General features: G+C 56.6%; 17 protein-coding genes. 10 read left to right on the forward strand and 7 right to left on the reverse strand.

Annotated features, from left to right (window positions below):
- Nucleotides 1–9: 9 nt before the first annotated feature.
- Together AC0V60_RS01955 and AC0V60_RS01960 are read right to left on the reverse strand one after the other, a co-directional pair.
- A complete protein-coding gene (locus tag AC0V60_RS01955; protein WP_486176872.1) occupies nt 10–1,680 on the reverse strand; it encodes an amidohydrolase in 1,671 nt (556 codons plus the stop codon).
- Nucleotides 1,680–2,579 carry an NAD(P)-dependent oxidoreductase gene (locus tag AC0V60_RS01960; RefSeq protein WP_486176873.1) on the reverse strand — a complete coding sequence of 300 codons (900 nt, stop codon included), beginning with the start codon at nt 2,577–2,579 and terminating at the stop codon, nt 1,680–1,682. The genes AC0V60_RS01955 and AC0V60_RS01960 overlap by 1 nt, the downstream gene beginning before the upstream one ends.
- 88 nt (nt 2,580–2,667) lie before the next feature.
- Here AC0V60_RS01960 and AC0V60_RS01965 point away from each other — a divergent pair, with 88 nt between their 5' ends.
- The 6 genes from AC0V60_RS01965 (at nt 2,668) to AC0V60_RS01990 (ending at nt 11,519) form a co-directional block, all read left to right on the forward strand.
- Nucleotides 2,668–3,921 (forward strand): threonine ammonia-lyase, encoded by a 1,254-nt coding sequence (locus tag AC0V60_RS01965; RefSeq protein WP_486176874.1) that lies wholly within the window; start codon nt 2,668–2,670, stop codon nt 3,919–3,921.
- Nucleotides 3,922–4,181: 260 nt separating this feature from the next.
- Nucleotides 4,182–5,027, forward strand: a complete 846-nt coding sequence (locus AC0V60_RS01970) for an arginyltransferase (protein WP_486176875.1) — start codon at nt 4,182–4,184, stop codon at nt 5,025–5,027.
- 22 nt (nt 5,028–5,049) lie between these two features.
- Nucleotides 5,050–5,871, forward strand: coding sequence for a hypothetical protein (locus tag AC0V60_RS01975; protein ID WP_486176876.1), 822 nt, complete (start codon nt 5,050–5,052; stop codon nt 5,869–5,871).
- Nucleotides 5,757–7,268 carry an autotransporter assembly complex protein TamA gene (locus AC0V60_RS01980; RefSeq protein ID WP_486176877.1) on the forward strand — a complete coding sequence of 504 codons (1,512 nt, stop codon included), beginning with the start codon at nt 5,757–5,759 and terminating at the stop codon, nt 7,266–7,268. Before AC0V60_RS01975 ends, AC0V60_RS01980 begins: the two co-directional genes overlap by 115 nt.
- Nucleotides 7,268–9,316, forward strand: a complete 2,049-nt coding sequence (locus tag AC0V60_RS01985; RefSeq protein ID WP_486176878.1) for a translocation/assembly module TamB domain-containing protein — start codon at nt 7,268–7,270, stop codon at nt 9,314–9,316. The genes AC0V60_RS01980 and AC0V60_RS01985 overlap by 1 nt, the downstream gene beginning before the upstream one ends.
- Nucleotides 9,273–11,519 (forward strand): translocation/assembly module TamB domain-containing protein, encoded by a 2,247-nt coding sequence (locus tag AC0V60_RS01990; protein ID WP_486176879.1) that lies wholly within the window; start codon nt 9,273–9,275, stop codon nt 11,517–11,519. The genes AC0V60_RS01985 and AC0V60_RS01990 overlap by 44 nt, the downstream gene beginning before the upstream one ends.
- 49 nt (nt 11,520–11,568) lie before the next feature.
- On the opposite strand, the gene AC0V60_RS01995 is transcribed toward AC0V60_RS01990, so the two are convergent.
- Nucleotides 11,569–12,204, reverse strand: coding sequence for a lysozyme (locus tag AC0V60_RS01995; protein ID WP_486176880.1), 636 nt, complete (start codon nt 12,202–12,204; stop codon nt 11,569–11,571).
- Nucleotides 12,205–12,418: 214 nt separating this feature from the next.
- On the opposite strand from AC0V60_RS01995, the gene AC0V60_RS02000 reads away from it, so the two are divergent.
- The 4 genes from AC0V60_RS02000 to AC0V60_RS02015 all read left to right on the forward strand — a co-directional run bounded on the left by AC0V60_RS02000 (nt 12,419) and on the right by AC0V60_RS02015 (nt 16,273).
- The gene (locus tag AC0V60_RS02000; RefSeq protein WP_486176881.1) at nt 12,419–14,686 is read left to right on the forward strand and encodes a sensor domain-containing phosphodiesterase; all 2,268 of its coding nucleotides are present in this window, start codon (nt 12,419–12,421) and stop codon (nt 14,684–14,686) included.
- Nucleotides 14,687–14,778: 92 nt separating this feature from the next.
- Nucleotides 14,779–14,991: a helix-turn-helix transcriptional regulator gene (locus tag AC0V60_RS02005; RefSeq protein WP_486176882.1), complete on the forward strand. Its 213-nt coding sequence runs from the start codon at nt 14,779–14,781 to the stop codon at nt 14,989–14,991.
- Nucleotides 14,981–15,637, forward strand: a complete 657-nt coding sequence (locus tag AC0V60_RS02010) for a hypothetical protein (protein WP_486176883.1) — start codon at nt 14,981–14,983, stop codon at nt 15,635–15,637. The genes AC0V60_RS02005 and AC0V60_RS02010 overlap by 11 nt, the downstream gene beginning before the upstream one ends.
- A 93-nt stretch (nt 15,638–15,730) precedes the next feature.
- The gene (locus tag AC0V60_RS02015) at nt 15,731–16,273 is read left to right on the forward strand and encodes a DUF5655 domain-containing protein (protein ID WP_486176884.1); all 543 of its coding nucleotides are present in this window, start codon (nt 15,731–15,733) and stop codon (nt 16,271–16,273) included.
- A gap of 77 nt (nt 16,274–16,350) precedes the next feature.
- Here the strand turns inward: AC0V60_RS02015 and glnA are convergent, their stop codons facing one another.
- The 4 genes from glnA to AC0V60_RS02035 all read right to left on the reverse strand — a co-directional run bounded on the left by glnA (nt 16,351) and on the right by AC0V60_RS02035 (nt 19,769).
- A complete protein-coding gene (glnA, locus tag AC0V60_RS02020; protein ID WP_486176885.1) occupies nt 16,351–17,760 on the reverse strand; it encodes a type I glutamate--ammonia ligase in 1,410 nt (469 codons plus the stop codon).
- A gap of 87 nt (nt 17,761–17,847) precedes the next feature.
- On the reverse strand, nt 17,848–18,186 hold the full coding sequence (locus tag AC0V60_RS02025) for a P-II family nitrogen regulator (RefSeq protein ID WP_486176886.1): 339 nt from the start codon (nt 18,184–18,186) through the stop codon (nt 17,848–17,850).
- Nucleotides 18,187–18,407: 221 nt separating this feature from the next.
- Nucleotides 18,408–19,337, reverse strand: a complete 930-nt coding sequence (gene argC / locus AC0V60_RS02030) for an N-acetyl-gamma-glutamyl-phosphate reductase (protein ID WP_486176887.1) — start codon at nt 19,335–19,337, stop codon at nt 18,408–18,410.
- 75 nt (nt 19,338–19,412) lie between these two features.
- Nucleotides 19,413–19,769: a hypothetical protein gene (locus tag AC0V60_RS02035; protein WP_486176888.1), complete on the reverse strand. Its 357-nt coding sequence runs from the start codon at nt 19,767–19,769 to the stop codon at nt 19,413–19,415.
- Between the last annotated feature and the right edge of the window lie 26 nt (nt 19,770–19,795).

The raw sequence follows: 19,795 nt of genomic DNA on the forward strand, positions 1-19,795 counted from the left end.
CCCTAGGGGCTATTTGGCGAACACACGCTTGCCTGCAAGGTAGACCTCGCGCACTTCGGTTTCCCTTATCTGCGTTGGAGATGAGAACATCGGGTCGCGGTCCACGAACAGGAAATCTGCACGCTCACCAGGCACCAGCCGCCCAAAACGCCCATCGGCAAAGCCGGCATAGGCAGCATCTGCAGTGAAAGCGGCGAGGGCCTGTTCGCGGCTCACGGCTTCATGCGCGCGCCAGCCGCCAAACGGATTGCCGTTCTCGTCTGTGCGGCTGATGGCGACGGCTATCCCTGCGAATACATCGGCGGGCTCAACCGGCGCGTCTGATCCAAAAGCGATCTGGCCGCCCGCCTCGATAATGCTCTTCCAGGCGTAAGCGCCGCCCAGGCGGTCTTCACCAAGCCGCGCCTCTGCCATAAACATGTCACTCGTCTGGTGAAGCGGCTGCATCGAGGCGATGGTGCCATGGTCGCCAAAGCGGGGAAGGTCAGCCGGATCGACGATTTGAGCGTGTTCAATACGCCAGCGGCGGTCGCCCTCGTAGCTTGTCGAAAGCTCAGCAATCGCCAGGAGCACATCGGAATTGGCCGCATCGCCGATGGCGTGCACGGCGGTCTGGAAATTATCGAGCGCTGCGCGGCTCATCCGGTTGCGCAATTGGGCAGGAGAGGTGATCGCGATGCCGCGCGTTTCGGGCTCATCATGATAGGGCTCTTTGAGTGTTGCCCCGCGCGATCCCAGCGCGCCGTCGACATAAAGTTTAATGCCGTTGAGGCGCAGCTTATCATCGTAAAGCCAGGGTGTGGGACCGGGCCCTCCGATAAGCTCCATCGCCTCTGGGCTATTGGCGTAAGACATGATGCGAATGTTGAGCTCGCCATTGTCTGCGGCTCTGCGGAACGTCATCCAATCGACCACCGGCGTGCCCATGTCCGCGACTGCCGTAATCCCATTGGCGAGCAGCCGCGCCTGCGCCATGGCAAAGGCGGCATCGCGGTCTTCGGGGCGGGGCGGCGGCACGCTTTCACCGACCAGAGACTTCGCTGCGTCAACAAATACGCCTGTTGGTTTCCCACTGGCGTCGCGGATGATCCGCCCGCCCTCGGGGCTCTTTGATGCAGAAGTGACGCCGGCCTTTTCCATCGCTGCGCTGTTCGCCCAATTGGCGTGATTGTCCGCGCGCTCCAGCCAAACGGGGCGGTCAGACACTACGGCGTCGAGCTCAGCAGCGGTTGGAAAGCGGCCAAGGCCCCATTTCTCCTGGTTCCAACCGCGCCCCAAAATCCAAGGGCGACCCGGATTGGCCTCAGCAAATGCAGCCACTTTGGCCAGCGCTTCTTCGAGGCTGTTTGTGCCGGATAGGTCGAGCGTAAGGGCGGCGAACCCGATATCCATCACATGGACGTGGGCATCAATCATGCCCGGAAGCATCACCTGACCCTCACCATCCATCGCAAAGTCGATGTCTTCGGGCCGCTCTTCTCCGCGCGTGAGAACGTGGGTGATTATGCCGTCATCGTTGAATACAATCTCGGTAAAGCGTTTGACCTCGCCCTCTTCATCAATGGTAACGCCATCTATATTATAAATCAATGTGTTAGCTTCGGCCGGAGAGGCGCTGAGGGCCAGGCTTGCGGCAAAAAAGAGGGAAGTTGCAGGTAGGAGTGCAGGGAGGTATTTCATCAACTTACTGCCTTGGGAAGACGGGTGATCAGGGCGCTTGTGTCGCGGCGATTGCCGCCTGAGTTTTGGACCTCAGCATAGAATTGATCGACCAAAGCGGTGATGGGGGATGACAGGCCGAGGCGTTTTGCCTCATCAAGGGCGTAGCCCAAATCCTTGCGCATCCAGTCAATGGCAAAGCCGAAGTCAAATTCGTCTTTGGTCATGGTCGCCCAGCGGTTGTCCATCTGCCAACTTTGCGCAGCGCCACCGCAAATGGCTTCATAGGTTTTGTCGAGGTCGAGCCCAGCGCCTTGTGCAAGCCGAATTGCTTCGGATAACCCGCCCAAGACCCCGGCAATGCACATCTGGTTCGCCATCTTGGCGGTTTGGCCAGCGCCGGTTGGGCCGACATGGACAATCGACTTTGCATAGGGCTCCATCACGCGGTTAGCGCGGGCCATCGCGTCATCTGATCCGCCGCACATTATCGCAAGCTGACCGTTTTCGGCGCCCGCCTGGCCGCCGCTTACCGGGGCATCGACAAAATCAATTCCCTTAGCAGCGCTAGTCTCGCCCAGTGTACGGGCGATATCAGCTGAGGTCGTGGTGTGGTCGATGAGAAGCGAGCCTTTGTTCATCGTTTCCAAGACGCCGTTCGGGCCGGTGGTGACGCCGATCAGATCATCATCAGTGCCAACGCATGTGCAAACGACATCGGCGTCTTTTGCTGCGGATGCAGGCGTGTCTGCAAAGTCTATATCGAGCCCTTCGGCTGCCCAAACCTTGCGCCAATTCTCGGCTCGCTCAGAGGAACGATTATAGGCGGTGACGTCAAGTCCGGCGCGCGCCAAATGGCCCGCCATTGGCCCGCCCATAACACCAAGGCCAATAAAGGCGATTTTCATGCTCTTACTCATGGGGTTCACGCCTAATAGCTTTGCTACACAATTGCCAAGGCAATCACGGTTGCTCATGTGAAAGCGAAGGCTTAGTGGCGATTGCGATATGAATGCACCAAACGCAAGCCTCACCGCAGGGCCTACGCCTGCTGATCTGACCCTTGAAGACATCCGTGCAGCAGCTGTGCGGATTGATGGGGCGGTGGTCAAAACGCCGATGATGCATTCAATTACCCTGTCTGAGATTACGGGGGCTGAGGTTTGGCTGAAGTTTGAAAACTTGCAGTTCACCGCAGCTTATAAAGAGCGCGGTGCGCTGAATGCGCTTTTGCAGCTTACCGATGAGCAGAAAAAGCGCGGCGTGATCGCCGCATCTGCTGGCAATCACAGCCAGGGTCTTTCTTATCACGGGACACGCCTTGGTGTGCCGGTGACGATTGTGATGCCGCGCACCACACCCACGGTGAAAGTGATGCAAACGGAAAGCGTCGGGGGCAATGTTGTGCTCGAAGGGGAGACCTATGACGATGCCTATGCCCGTGCGTGTGAGCTGAAGGACGAGCGCGGTCTGACATTTGTGCATCCGTTCGATGACCCGCATGTGGCCGCGGGCGCGGGCACTGTTGCGCTTGAGATGCTGGACGCCAAGCCTGATCTGGATTGCCTGGTAACGCCTATTGGCGGCGGCGGTTTGATCTCGGGCATGTCAACGGCAGCCAAAGCCCTTTCACCCGATTTGGAGGTCGTAGGGGTTCAGGCCGGACTGTTTCCGAGCATGTTTGCAAAGCTCAAAGGCGAAGACCGTGCTTGTGGCGGGGACACCTTGGCCGAAGGGATTGCGGTGAAACAGCCCGGCGAGTTTACGAGCCAAGTAATAAAAGATCGGGTCGATGATATCCTGCTTGTGGGCGAACCCGTCCTCGAAAAGGCGGTCGCTTTGCTGCTCCAGATAGAGAAGACTGTGGTGGAAGGCGCAGGCGCAGCAGGGCTCGCTGCCGTTTTGGACAATCCTGAGCGGTTCGCAGGCAAGAAGGTTGGCCTTGTCCTGTGCGGCGGCAATATTGATACGCGGCTTCTTGCCAACGTCCTTCTGCGTGATCTCGCCCGCCAAGGCCGCCTTGCACGCCTAAGGGTCACTTTGCAGGATCGCCCCGGGGCGCTGTTCAAGGTGATGCGCCTGTTTGATGAGCATAATGTCAACATCATCGAAATCTATCACCAGCGCATTTTCACCACGCTGCCTGCCAAAGGGCTGATCACTGATATCGAATGCGAAGCGCGCGATGCACAGCAGGTTGAGCGATTGGTGCAATCGCTTCGCGGGGCCAAATATCACGTTGATGTTGTCGAACTGAACTGATTCGCAAGCACTTTTGAGAACGTGGTGGCGGTATCAAGACGGGCAGTGCAAACCGTCCCACTACGCTACGTGTCCGATTGCGGTTCTGTAACATCGCTCCGAAGTGGTGTCTAATTACGTTCAGTCATGTGCAAATTAAGACAAAATCCACCATGATTTTTGGTTAAAGGTCTTTTACCGGCCAGCGCAAATAGGCATAAGAATATCTTAACGGCGTAATTGCCGATTCCACTTTTCGCTAAGAGGACGAAGCCAGACCTGTGACGGCCCCTATCCGCTTCCCCCGTTTCTTTGTGACCAGCCCTGCGCCATGCCCTTATCTGCCCGGGCGTAATGAGCGTAAGGTTTTCACAGAGCTTAAGGGCGCGCATGCGGATCAGCTTAATGAAGCGCTTGGCCGGATCGGTTTTCGCCGCAGCCAGACAGTGGCCTATCGCCCAAGCTGTCTTGATTGTCAGGCCTGCGTGTCCGTGCGCGTTGTGGCCAATGAGTTTAAGCCATCGAGCACTCAAAAGCGCGAGCTTCGGCGCAACCGCGATCTTATCGTGACCGAGTGCCGTCCTTGGGCGACTGATGAACAATTCGAACTGCTGACCAAATATCTCAGTGTGCGTCACCCCGATGGCGGTATGTCGACCATGGATGAGATGGACTATGCCGACATGGTCGAGCACACCCCTGTCTCAAGCTCTCTTGTGGAATACCGCGAGCCTACCGAAACTGGTGAACCCGGCCGCCTCGTCGGGGCTTGCCTGACGGATCGTCAAGGCGATGGCCTTTCGATGATCTACTCCTTCTATGACCCTGATCAAAGCGAGCGTGTGGGTCTGGGTAACTACATAATTCTCGACCACATACAGCGTGCGGCGCAAACCGGGCTTCCCTATGTTTACCTTGGTTATTGGGTCGATGGTTCGCCGCGCATGCAGTATAAAGTCCGCTACCGTCCGCTCGAACAACTGACCCGTGATGGGTGGCGCCGGATGGGCGAGGAGGAGCAGACCCGGCTAATCGCCGCAGCCACCGCTCCGCGCGGCGAAAAAGTTGGAACAATGTCGGGTGCCAGAGGTAAAGACGGTCAGCCTGTCAAATTCTCTGCGAGCTGAACGATAATTGCGAAATCTCAGAGTGAAACTGGTCCTTAAGTTGGGCCTCTGTGCCGCGTTGCTTGCATCTGGCTCTGGAGCAGCCGGACAGGAAAACGCGTCTGCGCAAAATACCGCATCAAACCGCGACCCCAAAGTCAATGCGCAAACTCTCGACGATCTCATCCCGCAAAGCGCGCAGGATAATGCAGAGGATTGGGCGTCATCCAGTGATGTCCTGCAGGGTACAAATGAGCCTTCAGAACCGGAGCCTCTCATCCCGGCCCCTGAGGAACAGCCTCTCGATGGTTCTGCGGACACTTTCGACGTCGATGCCGCGCTGGCCGAGGCTGAGCTTCCCGAACCTGAGAGACTGTCAGTCGACCCCGAGCGTCCATCGTTTGCTGATATTGATGCTCCAACCCTGGTCGATCTGCCCGATTTAGCGCAGGTCGATATCAGCGATCAGCTGATGCTTGCCTTTCCCGCGCAAGCGGATCTTTTCCCCGAAGAGAGCGAATTCATAGCCCGCTTCCGTGCGTTATCAGCGATTGAAATGCTGGGCACAGGGGAAGATACGGTTCCTCAACTGGCAGCAAGAGCGCGCTCTGATGAAGAGCTGCTCAATTCACTGCTGCGCAATTATGGCTATTACGATGGCGAGGTGATCCGCCAGCTTTCGGGGGAAGGCGCGGGTTTGCCGATCAATCCCAGAGCAATAACGAACCGGCCGTTGACCGTGATCCCCGTGTGCGCTTCGATGTGCTTCCGGGGCCGCGTTATACCTATGGTGCGGTTGATCTTGGACCTCTTGGCCGGCTTGATGATGCTGAAAAAGCGCCTTTGCTTGGCGCCTTTGGCATAAGCCCGGGTGATCCTGTTTATGCCGATGCCATTGTCGCCGGGGAAGCCCGCCTGCGTTACGCGCTGGGGGAAAGCGGCTATCCGTTTGGCATTCTTAGCCCGCCTGAGCTTCTCATTGATCATTCCAGAGATCAGGGCGATCTAACCTTGCCGGTGGATCCGGGCGGACGTTTTGCGTTTGGCGAAGTGATCAGCGACGACCCGGAATTTCTCTCAGGACGCCACCTTGGGCGGATTGCCCGCTTTGATCCAGGAGAGCTTTACCAAACTAGCCTTCAATCAGATTTGCGCAGAGCCATCTTGGCAACCGGGCTCGTATCGTCCGTTGTGATAACCCCCCGCGCGGTCTCTGCGCCTACGGATGGGGCCGATGGTGAAGTGGCTCTGGATGTTGCAATCGAACGGGCTCCTTTGCGCACCATTTCCGGCGCTATTGGCTTTGGTACGCAGGACGGGTTTAAGCTGGAGGCGGGGTGGGAGCATCGCAATTTGTTTCCTCCTGAGGGCGCGCTGCGATTGCGCGGAATTGTGGGCACACGCGAGCAATTGGCGAGCGTCACCTTCAGGCGCAGTAATTTTCGTGACCGTGATCAAATCTTGACCGTCGATGCTTTTGCCAGTGCGATTGAAACAGAGGCAGTGGATGCACGAACTGTTGCGTTTCAAACCTCGTTTGAGCGCATCTCTAACCTTTTGTTCCAAAAGCCTCTGAGTTGGCAGCTTGGGGCGGAGGTGTTGTATTCCGATGAACGCAACCGGGTAACGGATGGTATAGAGCTGCCTCGTCAAGAATATCTGATCGGCGGTGTGTTTGGCCGCGCTACTCTTGATGGGAGCGATGATCTGCTCGACCCGCGCGAAGGGTACCGCCTCACGTTTTTCGCAGAGCCCGAGGTGTCGCGTACGCTCGGCGAAGTTTCACCCTACCTGCGCGCGCGCTTTGATGCGAGCTACTACCAACCGGTGGGCTCTACGGTGATCGCGGGGCGAGTTGCCGCTGCAACTGTGGTGGGGGCTGACCTGCTTGATGTTGCGCCCTCACGGCGTCTTTATTCAGGGGGCGGCGGATCGGTGCGCGGGTTTGGCTTTCAGGCCATCGGTCCGCTCAACGAATTTGATGAGCCTGAAGGCGGGCGCTCGCTGGTCGAGGCGGCTATCGAGGCACGTATCGCGACCGGCTTTCTCGATGGCGCTCTTGAGGTCGTCCCGTTTTTCGATCTGGGTACGATCTCGAGCGAGGCTCGCCCTGACTTCGATGTTGTAAGGGCCGGGGCAGGAATTGGCGTGCGTTATAAAACCAGCTTTGGTCCAATCAGGGTCGATGTTGGCGTACCGTTGAATCCAGCGCCAACAGATGCGCCGGTGGTGGTTTATGTAAGCCTGGGGCAAGCTTTCTGATGGTGCAGAGCAGCGATACCAACGAGACTGAACCTGCGGCCAGCGCGCCTTCTTCGAGGAGGCGTTGGGCCAAACGCTTTGGCTGGGCGATCGCGATTATTCTTGCGCCTTTGGTTTTGGGGGCTCTTTTCCTTTCATCCCCGATTGGAAAGCGGTTTGTGGCTGATCAGATCGCGGCGGCTGCGCCTGCCTCTGGCCTGCGTATGGAAGTCGGCCGGATCGAAGGGGATATCTTCGCCCAGGCCGTGCTTCACGATGTCGTGCTCAAAGACCCCAAGGGGACGTTTCTGACGATCCCGGAAGTTGAGATTGATTGGCGGCCTCTCGCATGGCTGTGGAGCGGCGTTGATATTCGCGAATTGTCCGCGCGCCGGGGCCGAATGGAGCGATTGCCTGAACTTTTGCCCGGCGATCCAGACGCGCCGCTCTTGCCTGATTTCAATATTCGGATCGACAACCTTGTTGCCGAGAACTTCAAATTAGCGCCCGGACTTGCAGGCGACGAAGAGCAGCAGGCCAATATCGCTGCGCAGGTCGATATCCGCACAGGGCGCGTTCTTGTGGATGCCAGTGGCACCTTTGGGCCTGAGGACCGCATTGCCCTCCTGCTTGATTCAGAACCCGGCGGTGACCGATTCGATCTATCGCTCGATTATCAGGCCGCAAGCGATGGACCGATCGCCACGATTGCGGGCCTTGATCAAGCCTATGATGCGCGCATCAAGGGGGAGGGCGGCTGGCAAAACTGGTTAGGTCATGCGCTGGTAAGGCGTGTCCCTGGAGGTTCCGAAGACGATGAAAAGCCTCAATTGTCCTCACGCGTTGCGGCGTTTGAGCTGACCAATTCAGGGGGCCAATTTGGTCTTTTGGGGATGCTCACGCCGGAACTGGTGGAAGGCTCGGCATTGGCCCGAACTCTTGCCGGCGGCACCGCCATAGCTGCTAATGGCACCCTAGAAGAGAGCGTTTTTGACGGGCAGCTGACAGCAATCAGCAATACGCTTGATTTGCGCGGACGCGGCGGAATTGATTTTGCGGGTAACCGGGCGAATGAGTTTGGGGTTAGCGTTTTTCTGCGAGATCCCAATTGGTTTGCCCCGGCCGTCACCCTTGAAGGCGCGCGGCTGACAGCGACGCTCGATGGTCCGTTTGCGGATTTGGAGTTTGAGCATGCGTTGGATATTCAAACTCTCGTAGCAGGCGAAACGATCACCATTTCGCGCCTCGCGCAAAACGCGACCGGCAGTTTTGATGGCGAAACCTTCCGGCTGCCGCTCAATGTGCGAGCTGAGCGCGCCAAGACCGGCAATTCGGCGCTCGATGCCCGGCTGATTGGCGGAAGTCTTAGCGGGATGTTGACGCTGGTCGGGGGCGAGCTTGCCGCTGACAACACCCGCATCGCATTTCCCGGTTTGGCAGGCGACCTAACCCTTCGCGGTGATCTTACAGAAGGCGTTTTCGCGCTCGCTGGACCAATACAAGCTCGCAATCTTGCGCTTGAAAATGTTGGAACAGTGACCGCAAATGCAAAGCTCCTGGCAAAATTCGGCAGCGCGCTCCCATGGAGCGTGCGCGCCAATATAGCGGGGGTTGCAAGCCGGTTCGATAATGCGTCGATTGCCAATATCGCAGGCGAAACCTTGCGTTTTAAAGGCAGCTTTGGCGCGGGGGCGGCCTCTCCTATTGTGGTTCGAGATGTATCCTTGGACAGTGACCGCCTGAATGCACAGCTCGACACGCGGATTGCTGGAGGGCGAACAAGCCTGGCGGGGACCGGCGCCCATACACAATATGGTCCGTTCACTTTCGATGCGTCGCTGAGCTCGGATGACCTGCGCGCGGACCTCACCCTTGCCGATCCTTATCCAGCGGCAGGGCTGAGTGACGTGAGGCTCGGCATTGCGCCAAGCGATGACGGTTTTTCTATTGATGTAGCAGGCGGATCACTGCTTGGTCCGTTTGAAGGCGCGCTGGCTCTTCAATTGCCTGAAGGCGGGCCAACCCGTGTGGCGACCCAAAACTTGCAGAATCTTCAAGAGCGAGGTTGACGGCGCTCTCACGATAGGCGGGCAAGGTATCACTGGCGATCTTTCGATCAGTGGCGGCGGCCTAAGCGGCAATGTCTCTCTTGCACCGAGCTCTAGCGGCGCACAAACATTTGACGTTGCGCTCAATTCTAAAGGTGCCGTTTTTGGCGGCGATTTGCCTTTAAGATTGGAGCTGGCAGATGTGAATGTGACCGGGTTGATCGACGGCAACACCAGCCGCATCGAGGGTCAAGTGTCAGGCAGAGGCTTTGAATATGGAGCGCTGAAACTCCACGCTTTTGATGCAAGAGCGAATATTGTCGATGGGCGCGGGGATGTGCAGGCGTCCATCGCTGGACGGCGCTCTGACCGGTTTCAGCTGAAGCTCGATGGCGATTTCTCGCCTGATCAAATCGCTCTTATCGCGCAAGGACAATACGGCGGCCGCGCAATTACAATGCCGCGCCGGGCTGTGCTCACCGCGCTGGATGAGGGGGGATATGCGCTTGGGCTCACACAAATTGGCTTTGCTCGGGGCTTTACCTTGCTGGAAGGACAATTGGGCGGAGACAGCACCCGGATTGACGCGCAATTTGCCCGCATGCCGCTGCGCCTTGCCGACCTTGTCGGGGCGGACTTTGGTTTTGGAGGTCTCCTTTCAGGGACGGCGACATACACCCAGAACCGGAGTGCGCCCGCGAGCGGCAATGCGCGGCTAAAGATTGACGGATTCACCCGCTCGGGCCTTGTCTTATCCTCTCGTCCAATCGACGTTTTTGCGGTTGCCAATCTGTCGCCGAGCGCATTGTCGCTCGGCGCCCGCCTGACAGAAGGAGGAGAACGGCTCGGCCGGATCGACGCGCGCATCGCCAATCTGGAAGGTGGCAGAGCGCGGGGCCAGCCTTTGGGCGGCCAGATCATGAACGGAAGGCTTGATGCAAAGCTTGGGTATGACGGCGCCGCACAGGCGCTTTGGAGACTTCTTGCGATTGAGGTGTTTGACCTTACCGGTCCATTAAGCGCCGAGGCGCGCGCTTCAGGCACCTTGAGCAGTCCCCGTATAACAGGCGAACTTTCAAGCGATAATTTACGGCTTCAAAGCGCGGTATCAGGTACAGATATCAGCAATGTCTCCGCCAAAGGCAGGTTCGATGGCTCGCGCCTCGAGTTGACGGGAATATCGGGGGAGACCAGCAACGGCGGGACAGTGACCGGCAGCGGAACGGTCGACCTTGCCGATATCTCCAGCGCGCGGGGCCCAAAGATCGACATTAAGGCGGCGGCAAATTCTGCACGGTTGCTCAATGCCAATGGGCTTGAGGCCACTATCACTGGTCCTTTGCGCATTGTTTCAGACGGCGTTGGCGGAGCGATTGCGGGCAGGGTTACGATTGACCGCGCCAGCTGGGCCCTTGGCGTGGCAGCAGAAGATATGCGCTTACCAAACATCAACACGCGCGAGATCGGCAAGGACGAGTTTGGCAACGCTGCCGTCTCTTCCGGCAATGCGAGCTGGCGTTATCTGGTCGATGCCAAAGCGCCATCACGTGTTGCGGTCGATGGGCTTGGGCTCGATAGCGAGTGGGGCATAGACATCGCTCTTCGCGGCACGGTTGATGATCCGCGCATAGGCGGCGAGGCCCGCTTAGTGCGGGGCGACTACCGCTTTGCAGGTACGCGCTTTGAACTTACGGAAGGGCGAATTGACTTCGACGCAAACCGCCCAATTGACCCGCGCCTTGATATCGAAGCCCAGGCCAGCGCCGATAACGCCGATGTCACGATTGACATAACCGGCAACGCGCAGACCCCGGAGATTACCTTCTCCTCTGTGCCAGCATTGCCTGAAGAAGAAATCCTCGCAAGGCTGTTATTTGGAGGCTCGGTTACATCCTTGTCAGCAACAGACGCGATCCAATTGGGCGCAGCGCTCGCGGCTCTACAAGGCGGCGGAAGCGGGCTCGATCCCATCGGAACCTTGCGCCGCTCCATCGGCCTTGATCAGCTTCGTATCGTTAGCGCAGATCCCGCGCTTGGACGCGGCACGGGTGTTGCGCTTGGCAAGAACCTTGGCCGGCGCGTTTATGTCGAACTGGTCACTGACGGGCAGGGGTACAGTGCGACGCAGGTGGAATACCGAATAACCAGCTGGCTCGCTCTTTTGGGAAGTGTCACGACAATAGGCCGCGATAGCGTCCTGGCTGAAATCAGCCGCGACTATTAGCGAGACAAAGCGGGGCCTGTGGGCTCATAGTTTGGCTTAAGTTTTCAGCTTAGGGTTTTGCATAAAGTTTGGCCTCCTCTCGCCTTCTGTTGACGAGACCTTTCAGCACTCTGCCACCCGCTTTGTTCCAGCGCGCGAATTCAGCCGCTGCGCCGGAGAAATTACCCGCCTTGTGCTTGCGTGTAAGGGTGGCTCTGCTGATGGCGCCTGTGTTGTAATGGAAGCTTACCATTGCATCGAACTGGTTTTGCGTGGTTGGCACGGTCCCAATTGCACGCGCCACCTCTGCTGCATAAAGCGCTAGATCGTCGGCGAGGCGTGTGTCGCACTGAGCCTGTGTCCAGACTGTTTCCGGGCCAATGCGTTCATCGGTTTCAAAACCCTTGCCGGTGGCTCCCCAACCGATGGTCCATGGCTCTGCGCCTGTCCCGGGGTCGGGATAGGCCTCGACCATGCCGTCGCGCCGTAAATTTGCGCAGCCTTCAAACCGTTTAATAAGCGAAATACCTTGGGGGCCGATTGTCTTTGTGGAAGCTGTCAAAGGCTCAGAGGTGCGGGGCAAATTTGCATCGAGTGCGTCGTCGAGGTCCACCACCTCGGATTGACGAAATTTGCGACCCATGAGTTTGCGCACAAGGTCAAAGATCGGTTTTCGGGTCGGGATTTCAGAGGAAACATCAGACATAACAACTACCTCGCAGGGGGATTTGTGAACAACGAGGTAAAGTTATTAGGCACAAAAAGTCGCAGTAGGAAAATAGTCATTTCCCAATTTGCATAAACGCCTGCTCAGTAATTCTCCTTAGAAAGAAAACGGTCACTCCTACGATAAATCAACTCTGCCTCTTCTAGATACGTTATCGGGGATCAAAGAAAGAAGAGAGCTTCCTCGAAATATCATGAGCTTTTCTCTGTCTGAAATTGAAGAAGAACGCTTGGCTTCGCTCCACAGCCTGCAACTGTTGGATACCCCTCCTGCGGCAATGTTTGATCGCATAACCAATTTGGCCTCGGTCATTTTCGATAGCGAGATCGCGGTAGTCTCTCTGATAGATGCAGACCGACAGTGGTTCTTGTCTCGCCGCGGATTGCAAGTGTCGCAGACGCCCAGAACCCATGCATTCTGCAATGTTACTATTGCGCAAGGATGCGAATTGAACGTGCCGGATGCCTGCAGAGACAGGCGCTTTGCAAAAAACCCCTTAGTCACCGGCGCGCCCCAAATTCGCTCATATTTGGGGCAACCCGTGCGCAGTCCTGAAGGCTATCTTATCGGTACACTTGCGGTGATAGATTCATCGCGTGACAAGTTCGCCAATGCGGCTCGCAAGAAGCTCGCTGTTCTTGCAGGGATCGTCGAAGATCTGATGCGAGCGCACAAGCAGACCATCGAAATGACTGAAATGGCGGAGCGCGAGAGGGCAAAGCATGATGCTCTAGAGAAAGCCAATCGGATATTTGTCACCGCTGAAAAGGCAGCTAGAATTGGGTCGTGGGAAATAGATCTGACGACTATGGAGCTCACGTGGTCCGAAGGCGTCTATGAAATGTACGGCATCCCCAAGGGGCAGAAAGTCACAGTCGATGATGCTGTCACTGCCTATGCGCATGAAGACCGTGAGCACGTAGCCGCATTGGTCGATGCTGCGGTGACCAAAGGGGAGCCGTTTGAGTTTGAGGCCGGCCTACTGGACCGCGGTCATCTTGTTCGGCGAGTGCAGTCTCGCGGAGAGTGCATCAAGGGCGATTCAGACAATCCAGATCGTCTCGTCGGTGTGATCCACGATATCACTGAAAGTCACCACGACAAAACGGCTCTACAACGCGCGGCCGATTATGACCGTCTGACCGATTTGCTCAACCGCAACGCATTTGACCGGATTTTGGGCGAAAAGATCAAGGAGCAGGGCGCAACGGGCAAATGTCTGGCTGTGCTCTTGCTCGATTTGGACGGCTTCAAGGCGATCAATGACACTTTTGGTCATCTGGTTGGCGACATGGTGCTCGAAGAAATCAGCAGTCGGCTGCGCAGGTCAATCCCAGACGATGTTGTGATCGCCAGATGGGGAGGAGACGAATTCGTGTTCATTCCCCCCTTGGGCTCGGGCCGGGCGGAGATAACAGCGCTTTGGGATGTGCTGTCAAAGACCATTCACAAACCCTTCGAGATATCCGGCCGCCAGCTGGTTCTCCACGGAACGGCTGGCGTGGAAATTTGCGATGAGGTTGTGGGAGGCCGCGAAATCGTGCGCCGGGCCGATCTTGCCATGTATTCCGGCAAGAAACGCGCAAGCGGCACTTTATGCTTCTATGATTCAGCGCATGCCCAGCGGCACACTGCCAAAATTCAGGCCGTCACCGAAGTTCGCGAGGCGATTGAGGGACGCAGGATGTTCGCCGCCTATCAGCCCATTGTCGATCTTCTGACAGATGAGATGGTTGGCCTTGAAGCGCTGATGAGGGTTCGCACGCGAAAAGGAGATGTGCTCACAGCTGGCAATTTGATGCCAGCAATTATTGACCCTCATGTCTCGCGCGAGATCGGTGAGGCGATGGTGGCTAACATCTGCTGCGAGCACCAGAAAATATGCACTAAAATGGGCAGGCTCAGCTACATCAGTCTGAACGCGAGTGAGGCAGACCTGCTCAGCCAAAACTATGTTCCCAACCTTTTAAGCCAGCTCTCCAAGACCGGGCTTGATCCTGCCTCAATGACCCTCGAAGTCACTGAGACGATGCTTATGGTGAATGATGACGACGCAGCGCGAAAGGTTCTCACGGACCTCAAAGACGTGGGAATGCAGATCGCGCTGGATGATTTTGGGACCGGGTTTTCATCACTCACCCACTTACGCGATTTTCCCATTGATATCGTCAAAATTGATCGCAGCTTCGTGCGCGTCATAGGTTCTGATCACCAGTCCCGCCTTATTGTTCAGGCGATGATTGCGATGGCGCAAAGCCTTGAAATTCAAGTAGTGGCAGAGGGTATCGAAACTCAAAGACAGCGTGATCTTCTAGCCTTCATGGGATGCCGCTATGGGCAAGGCTATCTGCTAGGGCGCCCGCAACCCTTTTCCCGGTTAATGCCTCGGGTGCCGCAGAAACCAAAGTTGAAGAACCCGACAGGGCCCAAGGTGACTGACCTTACGCGGGGTGCTGCCTAAGTGCGCTTGGGTGACAAGAACTCTTGACTGACAAGAGCTCTTTACAGTAAAGACCTCTTTACAGGCACGAATCGCCGTAGGGAGCTCTAGGGTTGGAAAACCGCGTCAAAGATCACCGTGAAAAGCACAGCTGGAGCCAGGGCGAACTCGCTCGCCGGCTGGGTGTTTCGCGTCAAACGATCAACGCCGTTGAAACCGACAAATACGACCCCTCATTGCCGCTTGCCCTTCGTATGGCAAAGCTGTTCGGCGTTTGTGTGCCCGATCTGTTTGTTGATCATTGGGAGCCGAGTGATGATGAGTGAAGCCAAAGACGCGCCGAAAAAGAGCACGCTTAAGAAGATCATCTTACCGGCCGGGGTGGGGGCAGTCACCGGCTTTGCGGTCGTTTTTGGCGTAACGCGGTTTAGCGATGATATCAGCGAGACGGGCCTTTCCACTTCCGCCGAAATCGCGGTTCTAATTGGCGCACTTTACCTAATGTTCGCACTATTCGTAGGGGCAGGGACGCTTAGTCCCAATGCTGGTGCTAAACTCCTCAACGTCGAAGATGCCGATGAACTCAAAGAACAGCGCTCACTGCTACTCTTATCTAGCTATGCGATGGGCCTTTGGGGGCTTGCGCTGGTCGTTTTGTCGTTGAGCGGCGCAGGTGCGCCAATCCCATCCGGCGTAGCATTGCTCATTGCTGGCGCGTTTTATGCGCTTGGGCTGGTGTTTGCGATACGCTCATATGCTTTTTCTGATGAGCTTATGATGGCGGTCAATCGCGAGGCGGCCGTTTGGTCTTATGGTCTTGTTTTCGCCCTGCTTGGCGGGTGGAGTGCCATTGCTCACGCAGGCTATGTGCAAGGACCGGGGCCTTTGGATGTGCTTAGCGCGTTCTATGCCATGGTGCTGCTTGCGGCATTCATTGCTGCGGGCCGGCGCGGAATGCTAAATGTTCGATAGCAACACGCACTCTGACGTCCCACCGCATGCCGGTCGCCCCGCTTGCAAGTTGTTGGCGCTCCTCTAGTCTCATACGCTTACGGGAGGCGCACAATGACGAGCGTAGACAAACAATTGGAAACCATGCTGGCCAATCTGCCTGAGAAGACGGGTAAGTCGCTTAACGATTGGCTTGATCTAATTGCGAGGGAAGGGCCCGAAAAACACGGCCAGATCGTGGCATTCCTGAAAGGAGATCACGGTGTCACTCACGGTTTCGCCAATTTGATCGCGGCAAAGGCGCTCGAAGGTGATGCGCCTCAAGATTTCGTGGCTGAGCAATATTCTGGCGCGAAGCGAGGTCTAATGCCAATCCACGATGCTTTGGTAGATTATGCGAAGAGCCTAGGGGACGATGTCGAGATAGCGCCTAAGAAAGCGAGCGTTAGCCTGCGCCGGAAAAAGCAGTTCGCGCTGATCACACCGGCGACCAAATCCCGTGTTGATTTGGGCCTTGCGCTGAAGGGGGATGAACCGGGCGGACGACTTGAGACGTACAACGCAATGTGCTCGCACCGTGTCCGGCTTGAGAGCTTGGATGACCTTGATGCAGAGGTACGCGGCTGGATTGCAGAGGCATATGAGCGCGCTGGTTGAATACCCGCGCCACCCGAAAGAAAAAAAGCCGCCCGGATTTCTCCGAGCGGCCTTTTTTGTGCGAACTGCCGAAGCGGTTATGAGCTGTAGTACATGTCGTACTCAACTGGGCATGGGGTTGTTTCCATGCGCATAACTTCTTCCCACTTAAGCTCTGCATAGGCTTCAATCTGGTCTTTCGAGAAGACGTCGCCTTTGAGAAGGAAGTCGTGATCGGCTTCAAGAGCCTCAAGCGCCTCGCGAAGCGAACCGCACACTGTTGGAACTTGTGCAAGCTCAGCAGGCGGAAGGTCGTAGAGGTTCTTGTCCATCGCATCGCCCGGGTGGATCTTGTTTTCGATCCCGTCGAGGCCCGCCATCAGCAATGCTGAGAAGGCAAGGTATGGGTTGGCAAGAGCATCCGGGAAACGGAACTCAACACGTTTGGCTTTCTCGCCAGCACCGTAAGGAATACGGCACGATGCCGAACGGTTGCGCGCAGAGTAAGCGAGAAGCACTGGCGCTTCAAAACCCGGGACCAGACGCTTGTAGCTGTTGGTGGTTGGGTTGGTGAAAGCGTTCAATGCCTTCGCGTGCTTGATCACGCCGCCGATGTAATAAAGGCAGGTTTCGGAAAGGCCCGCATACTCATCGCCAGCAAATGTTGGCTTGCCGTCTTTCCAGATCGACATGTGGCTGTGCATGCCTGAACCGTTATCGTCTTTGATCGGCTTTGGCATGAAGGTCGCGGTTTTGCCGTAAGCGTGCGCAACTTGCTGCGTCACATATTTGTACACCTGTACGTGGTCAGCTGATTTGGTCAGCGTCTCATAAGTTATGCCAAGCTCGTGCTGAGCGGCGGCCACTTCGTGGTGGTGCTTGTCCATGGAAAGGCCGATTTCCTGCATGGTCGAAACCATTTCGGCACGGATGTCCATAGCGCTGTCAACGGGTGCCACTGGGAAGTAGCCGCCGGTTGCGCGTGGGCGGTGGCCCATATTGCCCATGTCGTATTCTTTGCCGGTGTTGGTTGGCAGCTCCACATCGTCGATTGCAAAGCCTGAACCTGCATAACCGTCCTCAAAACGCACATCGTCGAACATGAAGAACTCTGGCTCTGGACCCACATAGATGGTGTCACCGATGCCGGTTGATTTAAGATAAGCCTCGGCGCGGGTCGCGGTTGAGCGCGGGTCGCGGTTGTAAAGCTGACCATCGTTAGGCTCAACGATGTTGCAGAAGATACTGATCATCGGGGTCGCGCTGAACGGGTCAACATAGACCGCGTCGAGATCGGGCTTAAGGATCATGTCAGACTCGTTGATGTCTTTCCAACCTGCGATGGAAGACCCATCGAACATAAGGCCATCTTCAAGAGCATCTTCGTCCATGACGACTGCCGACATGGAAAGGTGCTGCCACTTACCCTTTGGGTCGGTGAAGCGAAGATCAACCCATTCGATCTCCTCGTCTTTGATACGTTTTACGATGTCTTTAGCGCTCGCCATTTTCGCATACTCCAGCATTTGTAGTTATTGTTGTGAGAGGTGCGCCGTCCCCCATTGGCGTTAGGCGCAGGTGATTTGGGTTAGTTCTTAAATCGCGTCATCATTGGTCTCGCCAGTGCGGATGCGCAGGGCGGTTGCAATATCGCTGACGAAAATCTTGCCATCGCCGATCCGGCCCGTTTGCGCAGCCGCTGCAACAGCCTCGACCACACGCTCTGCCTGATCATCGGCGACAACGACTTCAAGTTTCACTTTAGGAAGGAAATCGACGACATATTCCGCGCCGCGGTAAAGCTCAGTGTGACCCTTCTGACGGCCAAAGCCGCGTGCCTCAGTGACGGTAATGCCTGAGACGCCAATTTCATGGAGCGCCTCTTTCACCTCGTCGAGCTTAAAGGGTTTGATGATCGCTTCGATCTTTTTCACGTAAGAAGTTCCGTTCTCGCCTGTCGGTGTGCTTATCCATACATGATCAAGAATCATGCCAAGGGCTTGTCACACTTCGGTAGCCGATCCTACGGCCTGCGCAAGGATCATTCCATAGAGCTTCGTTAAACGCAGCATCTTACCAAAGGGCGCACTGTGTGCCCAATGGAAAGGCTGCCATGCCCATAAAACAGGCAGGTGGGTTAAGCGGTTATACGCGGTTAAAGTCGCAGGCCGTTGGTTTCAGGCAGGCCGCACATGATGTTTAGATTTTGAACCGCCGCGCCGCTCGCGCCCTTGGCGAGATTATCAAGCCGGGCAAGCAGTCGCACTTGAGAGCCATCACCGCTCGATGTGACAATCAACTCCATTCCTTCCCAGCTTTGCTCCCCGTCTAACAGCAGCAGTTCAGATGGATTGTCTCCGAACGCTGCAACCGTCATGAGCGGACTGCCAGAATATGTTGCTGATAAATGCTCATGCAACGCTCTTGCCTCAACAGCGTCGGCCATCGCAGCAAGGTTTAGCGGCACATCTATCATCATGCCGCGGTGAGCATTGACAACTGATGGCGAAAAAACGGGTGGATGAGCAAGGTGGGCGTACCGTTGCATTTCAGGCAAATGTTTGTGGGCAAGGTCAAGACCATATGTGCGAAATGCGATGTTGCCCTCGGTCTGGAATCGCTCAATCATGCCATTGCCGCCGCCCGAATATCCGCTGACGGCATTAACGGTATAAGGCCAATCGGCCGGTAGCAGCCCCTCATCGGTAAGCGGAGCAACCAGCGCCAAAAACCCCGAAGGATAGCACCCCGGATTGCTGACGAACTGGGCATTCGCGATCTTGCCGTGTCCAATCAGCTCAGGAAAGCCATACGTCCATCCATCGGCCACCCGGTGCGCAGACGATGCATCAATGATCCGTGTGTCCGATCCTTCCGCCAGTTTGACCGCCTCACGCGCGGCATCATCGGGCAAGCAAAGAATCGCGACATCCGCCTCTTGCAGAGCCTCTCGGCGCGATGACACATCCTTGCGGGCAGCATCGTCGAGAACGATGAGTTCGAACTCATCGCGTCCCGCCAAACGGTCGCGAATTTCTAGGCCGGTGGTTCCGGCGGCTCCATCAATGAAGATGCGGTATGTCATAGCGGACGTGCGCTTAGGCCTCTTGGGCCGCGCATGCAATGGAGAGTGCAAGCGGGCGTGCAATCTGCAGCTGTTTTAGCTGGCAGTGAGGGCGCTTGCCTTCATATAGCCGCTTGGCCCCTCCGGCCCGAGGCAGCCCCAAATCCAGTCGCCAGAGATGTCGATCACTTCGACCTTTGTGCCTGCCTCGAAACGGGTCACAACCGGGCTATCGTCGCGTGTGGTCTCCATCACATCAACGCCTGTCTCGCCCACGGTCCAGATATGCGGGATAACATAATGGGCAGCCAAATGGGTCCCCGCCAATGCGATATGCGCCAAGTCTCCGCGCAAGGGCAAGGTTCCAGGCGCAGGTCGCTTGACCGGGCCTTTTAGACCCAGATCGCCGCTCGGCACGGTATACCTATTTTCGTGGCGGGTCTCACCGCTCATTCAAAATCGCTCTCATTGAAGCCCCG

It is taken from the genome of Erythrobacter sp. S259 (assembly GCF_057364965.1).